This window comes from Bacteroides sp. OM05-10AA, assembly GCF_003439055.1.
Classification (GTDB): Bacteria; Bacteroidota; Bacteroidia; order Bacteroidales; family Bacteroidaceae; genus Bacteroides; species Bacteroides intestinigallinarum.
Genome location: NZ_QSUR01000010.1, coordinates 31,183 through 47,534, shown reverse-complemented (window position 1 = coordinate 47,534; position 16,352 = coordinate 31,183). Strand labels below are relative to the sequence as shown.

Below are 16,352 nucleotides of genomic sequence, written 5' to 3'. Positions count from 1 at the left end.
CGTGATGCTTATGCTATGCTTACGCATAGCGTGCATTCACGTACTCTCCGTAAAGGCTTTACCAGAGCCATCGCTTGAAGGTAGTGTGAATTGCACGCTACTTTTTTACCCTTGCCTAACGAAAGGAAACGATTATGGGTAAAGTTCAGATTCTCGCCGTACTGACGATGGACGGATGTCTTTCTTCAGAGTTATATGATAAAGCACATCAGGATTTGTGCCTTGACCGTTGCGGTCTTGATGAAATCAGGAAGAAAGCCTTTTACCGTGTGACACCGGACTATTCCATTTCAATGCTGCACGAATGGAGAAAAGACTGCACAAACATCCGTTACCTCGCGGAAGCCACACCGGACACGGCAGACTATATAAACGGACTGCTGCGGATGCACGCTGTGGATGAAATCATACTATACACCGTTCCTTTCATATCCGGAAGCGGACGACATTTTTTTAAGTCGGCTCTGCCAGAGCAACACTGGACGCTTTCCTCTTTGAAAAGCTATCCCAACGGTGTATGTCGCATTATCTATATCCTTGATAAAAAAGCAAGATAGCCAAAATGTGCGGCAAGCATACATTTCTATTTTCAGGAATAGAATAAATGTTCCGATTACAAACAATTTAAGTCGGAGATAATTTGTCCTTGTGAAAAAATACTGAATTTTATACCTCTGAAATCCAGCACTTTGTAAAATTGAGTGTTGGATTTTTTATTTTCTGCCGCGTTTTTTGCCAATTATATTCATGTGCGCACGCAGAAAACAAAGTGTAATTTTCAAAATTGACAGAACCATGAATTATTTCTTGCTGGCGGAAACCGACTTTTTCCGCCTGATAAACGAAGCCGGCGACTGCAATATGGAAACGGCATACACGGCTTTCGCCACCCAAGTGATCGAACTGTGCAACGGCGGCATGGACATGAACCTTACCGTCATCGCGCTTGCCTACATCGAAATCGAGTTGCAGCACCATCCCGTACGTAATCTGTCAGAAGAAAAAAGAGAGATTGCCGCCTACGTCAGCAAGGCTCTGTCTTTCGTAAGAAAGATGCAGAAATTCCTTGCCACGCCCCAAGTGCCACCACTAATATCCGCCAACAACGCAACAGAAACCACCGCCAGCCTTCTTCAATGGACGGGCAATGCCATCGACCTCGTGGAACTTATCTACGGCATAGACGTGATGGGCTGCATCAACAACGGCAATATGCCGCTCAAACAGCTCGCCCCACTTCTCTATAAGATATTCGGGGTTGATTCTAAAGACTGCTACCGCTTCTACACTGATATCAAACGCCGGAAGAACGAAAGCCGCACCTATTTCATTGACAGGATGCAGGAAAAACTGAACGAGAGAATGTTGCGTGATGAGGAGTTGGAGCGGATGAGAAAATAAAAAAATATCCATTACATATGAGAAGACAGGAATACTCGTATCCTGTCTTTTTATTTTCATTTAATTATATATTAATTAGCACAATATATGTGAGTTTTTCATTCCTATAAGGACAAATTTCAGAAACGTATGTCTGGTAAATTATTGAGTCATCATAGTATGAACATATATCATTACTAAAAACAATGAAACAACTTCCATAAGATTGTGGTTGTAAAAATCGCCATTTAATAGCCCGTTTTTTTTGTAAAATTCGCCAATTAAAAAAATATGATTATCTTTGCATTATATTTTATAAGGTATGGAAACAGTAAATAGAATACTTCAAGAGAAGATTACAGCACGAATCGCGCCCAATAAAGCAGTACTGATTTTTGGTGCTCGCCGTGTTGGTAAAACGGTAATGATGCGTAAAATTGTGGACAACTATTCAGGTAGGACGATGATGCTCAACGGCGAAGACTACGACACATTAGCACTATTGGAGAATCGCTCAATAGCCAATTATCGGCATTTATTGGATGGTATTGATTTGCTGGCTATTGATGAGGCACAGAACATACCACAAATCGGTAGTATTCTGAAGTTGATAGTTGATGAAATACCGGGAATAAGTGTCTTGGCAAGTGGTTCTTCGTCATTCGATTTGCTGAATAAGACTGGTGAACCGTTGGTCGGCCGCAGTACGCAATTTCTCCTTACACCATTCTCGCAACGGGAAATCGCACAGACGGAAACGGCACTTGAAACCCGCCAGAACCTCGAAGCGCGCTTGATTTACGGTTCCTATCCCGAAGTAGTAATGATGGAGAACTATGAACGTAAAACAGACTACCTACGTGATATTGTCGGTGCATACCTGCTTAAAGATATCTTAGCAATTGACGGCTTAAAAAATTCGAGCAAGATGCGCGATCTACTGCGATTGATAGCTTTTCAGTTGGGCAGCGAAGTTTCTTACGAAGAGTTAGGTAAACAACTCGGCATGAGCAAGACGACCGTTGAAAAATACCTCGACCTATTGGAAAAGGTCTTCGTTATCTATCGTCTGGGGGCTTATTCGCGTAACCTACGCAAGGAGGTTACAAAAGCTGGCAAGTGGTACTTCTACGACAACGGCATTCGCAATGCCATTATCGGGGCTTTCTCACCGCTGGCCATTCGGCAGGATGTCGGTGCGCTGTGGGAGAACTACATCATCGGAGAGCGGCGCAAAGCGAACTTCAATGAGGGACTGCACAGGGAGTTCTATTTCTGGCGCACCTACGACAAACAGGAAATCGACCTGATTGAGGAGAGTGCCGACAGTCTTACCGCCTTGGAGTTCAAGTGGGGAAATAAAATGCCGGCCGCACCGAAAGCCTTCCAAGAAGCCTATCCCTATGCCGAGTTTCATGTGGTAAATCGGGAGAATTATTTGGAGTTCGTATAATCAATAAATTACGTATATGGAAACAAAACTACAATCCAAACAGCAATATCCGCGGTTTATCCAAAATAAACCGTGTGGTATTGACAAATTCGATGGAGGTTCGCAAGAAAGGTTGGCAAAAACTATTGCTCGCCATTTTTGTCAGAATGATTCATTGGATGAGGAATGTACTTTACCTCGAATTATCGGCATCGAAGGTATTTGGGGATCTGGAAAATCCAACGTGGTTAAAATGTTGGAACGTGAATTATCAGACGACTATTACTTTTTTGAGTATGACGCATGGGGACATCAAGAGGACTTGCAACGCCGCTCTATATTGGAATTGCTTACAAGCAAACTTATTGATGATGGTATCCTATCTGGAAATGCAACAATAAAAGTCAAAGGTGGAGGTACGAAAACCGTATCATGGTCTGAAAAGCTGAAATATTTATTAGCCCGTAAAACGGAGACCGTAACCGAAAAATATCCCCTTATCAGTAATGGTATGGTTGCGGCATTTTTGGTTGCAGTTTTAACTCCGATATTTACATTTATTGCGTATGCAGTAAAACCTACACCCACAACATGGTGGTTTTCTTTATTGTCTATTATCATAGCTGCACTGCCAGTTCTTATTGCATTGTGCGTTTGGAAATGGGCATATAGCAAAGATCATAAATATGGATGGAGTTATATGTTAGCTATTTATCAAGATAAAGTCGAAAAGGACGTTTGCTATGAGACTTTGAGCGAAGACGAACCAACGGTTTACGAGTTCAAAACATGGATGCAAGACATTTCTGATTTTATCAAGGAAAAAGGACAACGTAAATTAGTCCTTGTTTTTGACAACATGGATCGTCTCCCCGCTGAAAAAGTAAAAGAATTATGGTCTTCTATCCATACGTTCTTCGCCGATAGCGGTTTTGAAAATGTTTGGGCTGTTATTCCTTTCGATGAAACACATTTAGCTTGTGCATTCGGAGATGAGACCGACGAACAAACGAAACAACTGACCAAGTATTTTATCAATAAAACTTTCCCTATTGTTTATCGTGTTGCTCCTCCTGTTATTACCGACTATCGAAGTATATTCAACAAACTGTTTGTTGAAGCATTTGGAGAAACAGAAAATGAAGCGAAAGAAACTATAAATCGGATATTCAGATTGGTAAATCCTAATGCCAATGTTAGGGAAATTATATCATATATCAATGAGATGGTCGCTCTTAAACAAGAGTGGTGTAACGAAATTTTGATGATAAACATAGCATTGTTCTGTTTGAAGAAGACGGATATTCTGGCAAATCCAGTAGAACAAATATTGTCCGGCGACTATCTGAATGGCATTCAAACAATAATTAACAATGATCTGCAAACACAACGCGAAATTGCAGCTTTGGTATATGGTGTCGATGTTGAAGATGCTCGACAAATTCCATTGAAAAAATATATTGAAGGCTGCATCAACGGAGAAGAAGACCACGACATAAATCAATATGCAGAGACTAATAAACAATTTGACACTGTATTAGAAGAAGTTATACAATGTATGGACAATGCGCTTATCGATAAGATTATACATTGTTTGCATAAATTAACTCGAAAGAGCGATGTTATTCTGCGTGTATGGCAAAGAATAGCACAATTGAAATTAAAAGAATCCATAGAGAAGCAGGTGTTCCCTGTCGAATACCAAGAACTGCTGTTGCATTTAGACACGGAAAGCCAAAACCATGTGATTGCTCAATTATATAAGAAGATAGTTCGGTTCAATGACTTCAATGGCGGCGACTATTTCAAAACGTTAGATGCAATAGACAGGTTTATTGCGCAAAATAAGTTGGCGTGCGATTTTACGTCATTGATTGAAGCAAAAACAGTCAAGCCAAATACATTTATCGATTATATTCAAGCTGCAAATGCAACAGATGCTGCCTATCGGGATAACGCGACAACTAAAGCATATAAATATTATCAAGTAGCAACAAATTCGGAGGCGCTCGATAATTATTTGGCAAACTTACTACCCGATAATTTCGACCATGCAGATATTGTAAAAACGTTAAAAGATAATTCTACCTATACGTTTCCAACGCTTTTGCAAGCGATCACGAATTGCATTGATGAACAGAATGTAAATAAAGATAATATAGGGGCTATATTTACAACCTATCGTTTATTGGCATCTGACGAAGAAAGACCTTTACCTGTAACGTTAGATTCAACCTACATAAATCAGTTGCATTCTGAATTAGAAACTGATGGCCGAAACATTAAAGAGTCTGGATATTACGATTTAGTCGCCATGCAATTGGCACATGGTCATTCCGTTTCCTTAATAGAGGGTGGAGATATAAAATATGTTGCAGAACTCATGGACTATTATGTGGATCATGGAGACTTATTAGTAAATAGTGTGGGATGGAATATACCGCTATTAAATGAAACACTACAATACATGGTAAATCATAAACTTGGCTATAAATTATTGCTCTCAGACATATTGCCCCAATTTGAAGATATTAAGAACAGAATAGGTGTAACGGATGAGGTATTTATCGAGCATTTAGCAGAGTGGAATACCGATTTGGATAAGTATATCACTAAGAACAATATTAAAGATGTAATTCCTGACGCATCTTTTTACGATTTGACCACTAAAATAAGCAATGTCCTGACCGATCATATCAATAAAATAGCGTTCGAAGCGTTGTCTGAAATAAGTGTTGATACATTATACGCCCAAAGAACAGCACATACATCATATTATTGGTTTGTCGCAATAAAACATTTACTGGCTAAAATCAAATCCTTGCCAGATAACTTGACTGAATTTGGCAAAAAGATTCTGATGGATATTGCTTCTGGAACTCAAAGTTTGAATCCTTTCCCTAATTGTTTCAAGAATATAGTTGAAAGATTGGATAAACGAAAAATTAAATCGACAGTTACCGATATAAGAAATGATTTCTGCATCGGTAAAAAGACTATCAATGCAATAAAGTTTCAATTTTTCGAAACATGGCTTAGATCGCATGGTAATTTGAAAAGTCAAGCTGGAGACGTTATTGATAAAATAGTGAAACCTGTAATTTCCGATGGGGCATGCCGTTCATTGATTCTGCAAAACAAAGATTTTTATATGGATTTAATAAATACAGCAGGGGATGATGCTTATGAATTGAAAAAGAGTCTCCGAAACCTCATACAAAAAGATTCAGATCCGCAATTGGTTAAATTTGTCAATTCGATAGATTCAGTACCTGAGGTTGAAACCGCGTAAGTATTTGTCTAACAAGTCCGAATTTTACGATTTTACCCGTCAGAACTGAAGTGCCCCCCAAAAAAATTGTATCCAACTTTTGGGGGTCACTTCAAACTTCGATAGGGATAATTTTCAATTTTGGGGACTTGTTAGACAGTCTCATTATCTGGTAGCAGTTTACACAGCACCGGATCGTTTTTGATACGCTCCAGTTCCTCCTGCACAATCTGCTTCACCTCTTCCTTGATGCGCCGGTAGTTCGCCTGCACCGTTTCCTTCATGCGGTCGTTGCCGTCCTCGTCCGTGAAGTTTGTAATGACGGGAATTTTCTTGTAGGCACTTTCTTCCCGTTTCACCTTTTCGGCATCCACCACAATCTCGCAATGAAAAATCTTCTGCTCGATACGCTCGTTGAAGTTGTCGGATACAGAACCGACAAACATTCCCTGCGTAAGCCCGGAAATCTTACTCGGTGGAATGAGCGCGTCCATCTGCGTGTTGATGGAGGTGGAAACATCCTGCCGGTTGATGGAGATGGACTGCCGTTTCTGCAACACCTTACCGAACCGCTCGGAGAGCGTCTTGGCTGTTTCCCCCACCACCTGACCGGAGAAAATATTGCCGACAGTGTTCATCACCACTTTCGCCTCTTTGTCCCCGTAGTCACGCACTAACTGGCTGAAATCCTGAAAGCCCAGACACACGGCAACCTTGTTGCTTCGGGCGGTAGCTATAAGATTGTCCAACCCTTTGAAGTATATTGTGGGCAACTCGTCGATGATGACCGATGACTTCAGCATCCCCTTCTTGTTGATGAGCTTCACGATACGGGAATTATACAGACCGAGTGCCGCACCGTAGATATTCTGACGGTCGGGATTGTTACCCACGCAGAGGATTTTCGGCTCTTCGGGATTGTTGATGTCCAGCGTAAACTCGCTGTCTGACATCACCCAGTAGAGCTGCGGTGAAATCATCCTCGAAAGCGGGATTTTTGCCGACGCTATCTGACCCATGAGCTGCTCCGCAGCCCCTCCAAGCCACGCATCCATGAACGGCGAAAGGTAGTTCTCCAGCTCCGGATAAGAGGTCAGTATCGGAAATATATCCTCGTAACGGCGGTTCAGAAACTCGATAGCATGGGGAAACGTGCAAAACTTCCCGTTCTGATAGATTTTGAGATACCAGATAATACTGGCAAACAGAATGATAGGTGACTCCACGAAGAAGTCGCCCTGCTTTTGCACCCACGTTTTATTGAGGTTGAGCATTATTGTGTAGGCACTCTCATAGGCATCCGTAATATCTTCCATAAAATCCGGGTGAATGGGATTGCACCGATGAGAGCGTCGCGGGTCGTCGAAGTTGATCACATAGAACTTCGGCTTTACCTTGTAGCCGTCCGGGTGGTTCAGCAAATGGTTGTAGGCAATAGTAGATAGGTCGGGATACTTGAAATCGTAGATGTATTGACTAAAGCCCTTTTCAATCTGTTGCTTGATAAAATTGTTTACCACGGCATAGGACTTGCCGCTGCCCGGCGTACCCAACACGATGGACGCACGGAAGGGATTAACTACATTGATCCAACCGTTGTTCCAGCGTTTCCTGTAATAGAAACGTGTCGGCAGATTGACCGAATACTCGCTTTCGATAAGCCTCGTTTCCTGCATGAAACTCTCGTTCTCGTTGTTGAAAACATCCTCCATCAAATTGTGTTTCAACAGGCGGCTCATCCACAGACCACCCATCAACAGGCAGACATAGCCCGTTCCAATGGTAAGGACATACAGTCCCGTCACCGCTTCAAGCGGCAGCGGCAGGGGCAGCAACCACCAGTTCAGGAAAAACAGCACGAACCCGACGGCAAATGCTGTCCAGATTCTCCCCCAAGTGATTTTCTCACCCTTGACACCCTTCGTACCCAGACAGGACAAGGCAAGCAAAAGGACGGAAAACAGCTTCGTGTAGAGAATGGAATGGAACAGCCCCGCCGTGCGGTCGAAGTTCAGAAGGATTTTGTCCACCACGCCGATGTTCACGCCCCACAGCCGGATGGCTTCGTAGCAGAACCAGTACACGTTCATGACCACTAAAATGATACTCACGGCACGCAGAAAATCCATGATTTTCGCCAATGCCCTCAAATCGTCTTCTTGTTGTGACATACATTGATTTTTTAATTGTTGATACTCTGATTACATACCCAAGCCCTTGCGTTTTTTCTTCTTTTTGCGCTTCATCGCCCGGATGAAAGCCTCTTCCTCGGCATCTACCGCCGGACCTTCGGGAGTGAGCAAGCCCATACCGCCCGATATATCTTCACTGTCGTAGGCGGTCTGCCCGTGTGCCTTGTCCGCAGCATCCACAGGGATGGATAGCGGTATCGGCGGTTGTCCGGCGTATGGCAGGGTGAAGTGTTCCTGCAAGGCATTCGCCGAAAGCTCCTTACCCATGCGCGAACCGTTCAGCACGCATCCCGTGCGGTGGTCGATGAAGGTAGCCCCATAGATGCGCCCTTCCTCTGTGTAGCGCAGTACGGTGTCGATGCCCTTCTCTTTGAGTTGGGATACAAATTTGTCCTTGTCATAAGTGCCTTGCAGCACGGAAAGGACGGTGCGTTTCGTCATGTCTGCCAGTTTCCTATCCTTGATTTCCGATTTGGAACGGACAAACTTCTTCTGTACGGCTTCATAGCCTGCGGACTTCCCGAAAAGCGAGGATTTGAACGGGTTGCCCACCTTGTTACCCTTGTCGTCCGTGACGGAATAGACCAGCCCGTGATACTCCCGTCCGCGCACGTTGCCCCTCGCTTCCTCCACCGTCATATTATATAAGGAAAGGAGCGCACGGTATTCGCCCATCGTCTGGAAACGGTACTGCCCATTCAGAGCCTTCACGGTGTTGCCTACCTGCTTCTTCACATCACCTGCCGATGCGGCCACCTTGCGCAACGGATTATCCAATCTCTGATTTTTACGTTCTGCCGGATGCAATCCGTACTTCTGTTCCAGTTCCCTGCGGATACGGTCGCTGCGGCGGTAGAGAAAATCCCGGTTGAGCCTTTTCCCGTTCTCGTCCACGTTGACCGTCACGATGTGCAGGTGGTGGCGGTCGATGTCCTCGTGCTTGAATACAAGATAAGGCTGGTTTCCGAAACCGAGTTTTTCCAGATACTCGCGGGCGATATTCTGCAACTCAATATCGGTCAGCACATCCTCCGGGTGCGGGTTGAGAGAGATATGCACCACCGGCTTCTCGATCTTCATCTGCGGTGGCAGGAAGGTGAGAAAACCCTCCATCGCCTTGCCTATGTCCACCGTTCCCGAACCGTCATTGTAGATGCGGTTGGTGGTGAGAAGCCGCCCCTGCGCCTCGTTAATCTTCTCCCCGTTGTAGGCAATCGCGCCGTACAACGAACTTCCTACACTGATTTTTGCGACCATTTTGCCTCCATTTCCCTTGAAAGTTCCACAATCCGGCGGCTCAGTTTCACGAGTTCGACGGTGTGTTGCTCTAATTTGTAGAGCAACGCCATCGCCTTTTTCTCTGAAAAATGCAGCCTCAGTTCCTTCACGACTTGGTTGTAATTCGTACCCACGGCACGGAATTGTGCATGAAAATCCGACAGTTTGGTGTAATAGTCCACCAACGTCTTGTCCACCTTCAGCACCTTGAACGGTTGCCCGAAGAAGTGCGCTTTGAGGAAAACAGACCGTGCATAGACACCCGATTTTCCGAACATGGCGAGGAAACGGTTGTGTTCCTCCTCGTTGAAACGGACGGTGTACCGGTACACCGCCGGATCAAGTTTGGGATTTCTCCCTGATTTGCTTTTCCTTTTCTCTTTCATATTACTTTGGATTTAGCGGATTGACGGCATAAGCCGCCGCTTCGGATTACAGCACCGCAGTTCTGAAAGGCTTCCCGACTTCGGAGGGAAAGCCCGCCCCCTGCAAGGGCAAGTGCTTTTCGTGGCTGCTCAAAATATTTTGAGCGGCTGAAAAGACATCTTGCTATGTTCAGGTGAACATAAAAATCCGTCAGGGGACGGATTGGGAAAATACCTTTCAGGACTCCGGGCCGCGCGTCATCGGCGAACCCTGCTGTCCGGGTGCAAAGTTACGCCCTTAAAGCGGTATCGGACAGATGCTTGACCCGGTCAATGACTGCCAACCGGCGCAACGTGCCGCCACTTGCCGGAGAAGTGATACAGGTTCCAAAATATACTTGTTTATTTGCAGCATGATTCAAGAAACGAACGATTTGAAGATATGATAAACGGAACATTCAAATACCCGGAAATCCGCTTCTTCGGATACTTGCCGAAACGGATACCCGAACCGTCGGAAACCCGGTTCTCCGACAATTCGGTGACGTATGGATTCAATGACTTCATGACGCAATGTCGTCAATCACCATTTGTCCGACGCACCGCTTCACCACAGAACCGGATACGCGACGACCCGCCTGCGTGTGTAGTCACGGAAGCGGATGGTGCGACAGCCAAATCCGTATGGAAACAGAAAAACAAATCATCAACAATTAAAATAAATGGAACTATGAGTAAGGAAATCTTCGTTGCATTCGCAACACAGAAAGGTGGCATCGGCAAATCCACTGTCACGGCACTTGCCGCCAGCTACCTGCACAACGTGAAAGGCTACAATGTCGCCGTCGTGGACTGCGACGACCCGCAGCACAGCATCCACGGGCTGCGCGAACACGAAATGGGGCTTATCGACAGCAGCACCTACTTCAAGGCTCTCGCTTGCGACCATTTCCGCCGGATCAAAAAGAACGCCTACACCATCGTCAAAAGCAATGCGGTGAACGCCCTCGACGATGCCGAGAGGATGATTGCCACTGAGGACGTGAAACCCGACGTGGTGTTCTTCGACATGCCCGGCACACTCCGAAGCAACGGCGTGATAAAGACGCTCTCGCAGATGGACTACATTTTCACTCCGCTGAGTGCCGACCGCTTTGTCGTGGAGAGTACCCTGAAATTCGTCACGATGTTCCGCGACAGGCTGATGACTACCGGACAGGCGAAAACAAAGGGGCTGCATCTGTTCTGGACGATGGTGGACGGCAGGGAGAGGAACGACTTGTACGGCATCTACGAGGAAGTGATAGCCGAAATGGGCTTTCCGGTACTTTCCACCCGCTTGCCCGACAGCAAGAAGTTCCGCCGTGACCTTTCGGAAGAGCGCAAGAGCGTTTTCCGCTCCACCATCTTCCCGATGGACACGGCACTGCTGAAAGGGAGTGGCATCCGGGAGTTTTCCGAAGAGATAAGCGACATCATCAGACCGCAGTGAGCATGGGCAGCAGGAAAGTGAACACGGAAGGCATCGACGAGGAACTGCTGTTAGCCTCCATCGGGCGGCGCACACAGGACGGGACACTGCGCCCCGCACAGGAAGTACCCGCAGCTGCACCGACCGAAGAGGACACCGCCGCACCGGAACCATCTCCTGTGCAACCCGTAACACGGGAAAAAGCGCAGAGGGAAAGTGGACGCCGGAAAAGGCAGGACGAGGACTACAACGAGCTATTCCTGCGCCGCAACGAGATAAAGACCCGCCAATGTGTCTATATCAGCCGTGACGTCCACGGCAAGATCCTCAGAATCGTGAACGACATCGCCGGAGGGGAAATCTCAGTAGGCGGATATGTGGATACCGTGCTGCGCCAGCATCTGGAACAGCACAAGGAGAGAATCAACGAACTGTACAAGAAACAACGTGAAGATCTGATTTGAAAATGGAAAAAGAAATGACACCGAATGAAAAAAGACCACAGCAAGACTGCGGAGGTATGTTTACCCAAGTGCAGGCGAGTGTGGAAATACTGTCGCCTGTCCCGGTAAGCGGCAAATGCAGTGAGAAGGACTATGAACGCCTGTTCATCCGCGACCCGGAAGTAAAGGCACGTGAGGGGAAGATGGCGTATGTGCGCCCGGAGTACCACGAGCGTATCATGCGTATCACCCGTGTAATCGGGCATGACCGGCTTACGCTGTCCGCTTACATCGACCATGTGCTGACGCACCACTTCAACCAGTGCGAAGATGCGATAAAGAGCCTTTATGCCCGAAATTACAATTCAGTATTCTAACCAAAAACGGAAGGATATGAATTACACAATCAGCATGACAGACATTCTGCTGGCGGTATCGGTCGGCTGCAACCTCTGGTTCCTGTTCCTGCTCCTTTACGAGCGCATCATGGACACGCGGATTGTCCGCTTCTTCAAGGGCATTGTCGGATTATGGCGGTCACTGGACGGGAATGAGGCTAAACGCATAGCGGCACACGAGGAAGTCCCTGCGGAAAAGGCGGACATCATCGGCAAGAGCCGTTTCAGGATGGCATCCACCCGGACAACCGCTGCCATACCGACGCAAGAAGCCGCCACTATTGAAAAAGGCATTGAGCTGTCGGAGGAAGAGGCTACTTTTGACGACGGAAAAACGGGAAACGCATCCCGCCCGGCACAAGTCCCGGAGGAAAAACTCGATGAGACCTTCACGAGCATACCGCCGGAGGAACTGGGATACGGGGACGACGAACCGGAAGAGGACGCCTCGGACACGCCACGGGCTTCGGGCAGCAGCTTTGACGAGATTGACGACGCCTGCAAGACCGCCAAAAACCCGGACGCGACACAGGCGGAACGTGAAAAGGCGGCTAAGGTGTTCACCGACATGGAGGGCACGGAGTTGTACGAGAAAATGATGGAAGGCTCTTCGGAGATAGGCATCCGCATCAAGGGGCTTATCGAGATTCGGCTGAAGAAATCTGAAAAGGAGTTCGTCGTGCCGGACAACATCGAGGAGTTCGACATTCGCAACTATGTATGACAACAATAAAAGAAATGAACATGAAAGAATGACATCAACCCACGCGGCGAGGAAACGCAAGGCGCATCCCCATCCGCAACGGACACGCCCACGTCCGTGGAAACAAACGGGCATCCACTAAAACCAAAGTAAAGAAACAAAGTATCAACCGCCCGACAAAGGACCATCCACCCTTTTGACGGCAAAAAACAAGAACAGTTTATGAACAAGAACATCTTGAAAAACAGAAAAGCAATCCTCTCCGCGGCACTTGTCATCGCCGCAACCGCCTCCGCTTTCGCGCAGGGAAACGGCATCGCGGGCATCAACGAAGCCACCTCTATGGTGAGTTCTTATTTCGACCCCGGAACTAAACTGATATACGCCATCGGTGCAGTCGTCGGGCTTATCGGGGGCGTAAAAGTGTACGGCAAGTTTTCATCGGGCGACCCCGACACCAGCAAGACAGCCGCCTCGTGGTTCGGCGCGTGCATCTTCCTGATTGTTGCCGCCACCATCCTGCGCTCATTCTTCCTTTAATAAATAATGTATGGCTGAATACCCAATCAACAAGGGTATCGGCCGTCCGGTAGAGTTCAAGGGCTTGAAGGCACAGTACCTCTTCATCTTCTGCGGAGGTCTGCTGGCTCTCTTCGTCCTGTTCGTCATCCTCTACATGGTCGGTATCGACCAGTGGATATGTATCGGCTTCGGCGCGGCATCGTCCTCCCTCCTTGTATGGCAGACCTTCGCGCTGAACGCCCGGTACGGTGAACACGGGCTGATGAAATTAGGAGCGGCACGGAGCCATCCCCGATACCTTATCAACCGGCGGCGGATAACCCGTCTGTTCAAACGACAACGAAAGGAAGAAAGACAATGAGGAATACATCGAAAATGACAACACTGGAAAACAGGTTCCCACTTTTAGCGGTGGAGCATGGCTGCATCATCTCAAAGGACGCCGACATCACGGTGGCTTTCGAGGTGGAACTACCGGAACTTTACACCGTGACGGGTGCGGAGTACGAGGCGATACACAGTTGCTGGTGCAAGGCTATCAAGGTGCTGCCGGACTACTCCGTCGTCCACAAACAGGACTGGTTCATCAAGGAACGCTACAAACCGGAGCTTCAGAAGGACGACATGAGCTTTTTAAGCCGCTCTTTCGAGCGTCACTTCAACGAGCGTCCGTACCTGAAACACACCTGCTACCTCTACCTGACCAAGACAACAAAGGAGCGTAACCGGATGCAGAGCAATTTCAGCACGCTGTGCCGGGGACATATCATCCCGAAGGAGCTGGACAGGGAAACCACGACCAAGTTCTTGGAAGCCTGCGAACAGTTCGAGCGCATCATGAACGACAGCGGGCTTGTCAGGCTGCGCCGCCTCTCCACCGATGAGATTGTGGGTACTGAGGGAAAGACGGGACTTATTGAACGCTACTTCTCGCTCATGCCGGAAGGTGACACCACCTTGCAGGACATCGAGCTTTCGGCAAGGGAGATGCGCATCGGCGACAACCGCCTGTGTCTGCACACCCTCTCCGACGCGGAAGACCTGCCGGGCAAGGTGGCTACCGACACCCGTTACGAGAAGCTCTCCACCGACCGGAGTGACTGCCGACTGTCATTCGCCTCCCCGGTGGGGCTTCTGCTCTCCTGCAACCATATCTACAACCAGTATGTGCTGATAGACAACAGTGAGGAAACCTTGCAGAAGTTCGAGAAGTCCGCCCGTAACATGCAGTCGCTATCTCGCTATTCAAGGAGCAACAGCATCAACCGCGAGTGGATAGACCAATACCTGAACGAAGCCCATTCCTACGGACTGACCTCGGTACGGGCACACTTCAACGTCATGGCGTGGAGCGACGATGCGGAGGAACTGAAGCATATCAAGAACGACGTGGGCAGCCAGTTGGCAAGCATGGAATGCGTGCCGCGCCACAACACCATCGACTGCCCGACACTATACTGGGCGGCGATACCCGGCAATGCGGCGGACTTCCCGGCGGAAGAGAGTTTCCACACCTTCATCGAACAGGCGGTGTGCCTGTTCACAGAGGAAACCAACTACCGCAGCTCGCTCTCGCCCTTCGGCATCAAGATGGTGGACAGGCTCACGGGAAAACCGCTGCACCTTGACATCTCCGACCTGCCCATGAAGCGAGGTATCACGACCAACCGCAACAAGTTCGTGCTGGGTCCTTCGGGCAGCGGCAAGTCTTTCTTCATGAACCACCTCGTGCGCCAATATTATGAGCAAGGCGCACATGTGGTATTGGTGGACACGGGAAACTCCTATCAGGGCTTGTGCGGCATGATCCGACGCAAGACAGGCGGAGCGGACGGTGTGTATTTCACCTACACGGAAGATAAGCCCATCAGCTTCAACCCGTTCTACACCGACGATTACATCTTCGACGTGGAGAAGAAGGACAGCATCAAGACCCTGTTGCTGACGCTCTGGAAGTCGGAGGACGACAAGGTGACAAAGACGGAGAGCGGCGAGCTGGGCAGTGCCGTGAGTGCCTATATTGAGCGCATCCAATCCGACCGTAGCATCGTGCCGTCGTTCAACACCTTCTACGAGTATATGCGTGACGACTACCGCAAGGAACTGGCACAGCGTGACATCAAGGTGGAGAAGTCCGACTTCAACATCGACAACATGCTCACCACCATGCGGCAGTATTACCGGGGCGGGCGTTACGATTTCCTGCTCAACTCCACGGAGAACATCGACCTGCTCGGCAAGCGGTTCATCGTCTTCGAGATAGATTCGATTAAAGAAAACCGCGAACTGTTCCCCGTCGTGACCATCATCATCATGGAAGCCTTCATCAACAAGATGCGGCGGCTGAAAGGCGTGCGGAAACAGCTTATCGTGGAAGAGGCTTGGAAGGCCCTCTCATCGGCGAACATGGCTGAATATCTGCGCTATATGTATAAGACGGTCAGAAAATATTACGGCGAGGCAATCGTGGTGACGCAGGAGGTGGACGACATTATCAGTTCTCCGGTGGTCAAAGAGAGCATTATCAACAACTCGGATTGTAAAATCCTGCTTGACCAAAGGAAATATATGAACAAGTTCGACCAGATACAGGCGTTGCTCGGACTGACGGAAAAGGAGAAGTCGCAGATACTCTCCATCAACATGGCGAACAACCCTTCACGGCTCTACAAGGAGGTGTGGATAGGCTTGGGCGGCACGCAGTCGGCGGTCTATGCCACGGAGGTCAGCGCGGAAGAGTATCTGGCGTACACCACCGAGGAAACGGAAAAAGTGGAGGTTTACCGTCTGGCGGAGAAGCTGGGCGACGACATCGAAGCCGCCATCCGGCAGCTTGCCGAAAGGCGGAGAAACAAGGAATAACTAAAAAACAGAATGTATCAACCAAAAAAGAAAAA

General features: G+C 47.9%; 15 protein-coding genes. 11 read left to right on the top strand and 4 right to left on the bottom strand.

The features are described 5' to 3' along the window. Positions 1-134: 134 nt before the first annotated feature. From DXB58_RS09665 to DXB58_RS09650, 4 genes are all read left to right on the top strand, one after another. Positions 135-557: a dihydrofolate reductase family protein gene (locus DXB58_RS09665; protein ID WP_004291474.1), complete on the top strand. Its 423-nt coding sequence runs from the start codon at positions 135-137 to the stop codon at positions 555-557. 238 nt (positions 558-795) lie between these two features. Beyond that, positions 796-1,401, top strand: a complete 606-nt coding sequence (locus DXB58_RS09660) for an RteC domain-containing protein (RefSeq protein ID WP_004304269.1) — start codon at positions 796-798, stop codon at positions 1,399-1,401. A 301-nt stretch (positions 1,402-1,702) separates the two neighbouring features. Continuing rightward, positions 1,703-2,833: an ATP-binding protein gene (locus DXB58_RS09655; RefSeq protein WP_004291480.1), complete on the top strand. Its 1,131-nt coding sequence runs from the start codon at positions 1,703-1,705 to the stop codon at positions 2,831-2,833. Positions 2,834-2,849: 16 nt separating this feature from the next. After that, the gene (locus tag DXB58_RS09650; RefSeq protein WP_004291481.1) at positions 2,850-6,104 is read left to right on the top strand and encodes a P-loop NTPase fold protein; all 3,255 of its coding nucleotides are present in this window, start codon (positions 2,850-2,852) and stop codon (positions 6,102-6,104) included. Positions 6,105-6,235: 131 nt separating this feature from the next. Here the strand turns inward: DXB58_RS09650 and mobC are convergent, their stop codons facing one another. From mobC to DXB58_RS28130, 4 genes are all read right to left on the bottom strand, one after another. After that, positions 6,236-8,254: a conjugal transfer protein MobC gene (mobC, locus tag DXB58_RS09645; protein ID WP_004291482.1), complete on the bottom strand. Its 2,019-nt coding sequence runs from the start codon at positions 8,252-8,254 to the stop codon at positions 6,236-6,238. A gap of 30 nt (positions 8,255-8,284) precedes the next feature. Further along, positions 8,285-9,532: a conjugal transfer protein MobB gene (gene mobB, locus DXB58_RS09640; RefSeq protein ID WP_004291483.1), complete on the bottom strand. Its 1,248-nt coding sequence runs from the start codon at positions 9,530-9,532 to the stop codon at positions 8,285-8,287. Beyond that, positions 9,511-9,939 carry a conjugal transfer protein MobA gene (gene mobA, locus DXB58_RS09635; RefSeq protein WP_004291488.1) on the bottom strand — a complete coding sequence of 143 codons (429 nt, stop codon included), beginning with the start codon at positions 9,937-9,939 and terminating at the stop codon, positions 9,511-9,513. Before mobA ends, mobB begins: the two co-directional genes overlap by 22 nt. A gap of 381 nt (positions 9,940-10,320) precedes the next feature. Beyond that, positions 10,321-10,485: a hypothetical protein gene (locus tag DXB58_RS28130; protein WP_196029218.1), complete on the bottom strand. Its 165-nt coding sequence runs from the start codon at positions 10,483-10,485 to the stop codon at positions 10,321-10,323. Between DXB58_RS28130 and DXB58_RS09620 the strand changes: the two genes are divergently transcribed. The 7 genes from DXB58_RS09620 (at position 10,484) to DXB58_RS09590 (ending at position 16,317) form a co-directional block, all read left to right on the top strand. Next, positions 10,484-11,410, top strand: coding sequence for a ParA family protein (locus tag DXB58_RS09620; RefSeq protein WP_005783105.1), 927 nt, complete (start codon positions 10,484-10,486; stop codon positions 11,408-11,410). The genes DXB58_RS28130 and DXB58_RS09620 overlap by 2 nt on opposite strands. Positions 11,411-11,412: 2 nt before the next feature. Next, entirely contained in the window at positions 11,413-11,853 is a 441-nt protein-coding gene (locus DXB58_RS09615) for a DUF3408 domain-containing protein (RefSeq protein ID WP_004291503.1), read from the top strand. Positions 11,854-11,855: 2 nt separating this feature from the next. After that, positions 11,856-12,209: a DUF3408 domain-containing protein gene (locus DXB58_RS09610; protein ID WP_004291505.1), complete on the top strand. Its 354-nt coding sequence runs from the start codon at positions 11,856-11,858 to the stop codon at positions 12,207-12,209. A 16-nt stretch (positions 12,210-12,225) separates the two neighbouring features. Beyond that, entirely contained in the window at positions 12,226-12,954 is a 729-nt protein-coding gene (locus tag DXB58_RS09605; protein ID WP_004304280.1) for a hypothetical protein, read from the top strand. 201 nt (positions 12,955-13,155) lie between these two features. Further along, a complete protein-coding gene (locus DXB58_RS09600; protein WP_002560983.1) occupies positions 13,156-13,473 on the top strand; it encodes a DUF4134 domain-containing protein in 318 nt (105 codons plus the stop codon). Between the two features lie 10 nt (positions 13,474-13,483). Beyond that, complete coding sequence (locus tag DXB58_RS09595) at positions 13,484-13,816, top strand: DUF4133 domain-containing protein (protein ID WP_004291514.1); 333 nt, start codon at positions 13,484-13,486, stop codon at positions 13,814-13,816. Next, positions 13,813-16,317: a TraG family conjugative transposon ATPase gene (locus DXB58_RS09590; protein WP_004291515.1), complete on the top strand. Its 2,505-nt coding sequence runs from the start codon at positions 13,813-13,815 to the stop codon at positions 16,315-16,317. The genes DXB58_RS09595 and DXB58_RS09590 overlap by 4 nt, the downstream gene beginning before the upstream one ends. The last annotated feature ends 35 nt before the right edge of the window (positions 16,318-16,352 follow it).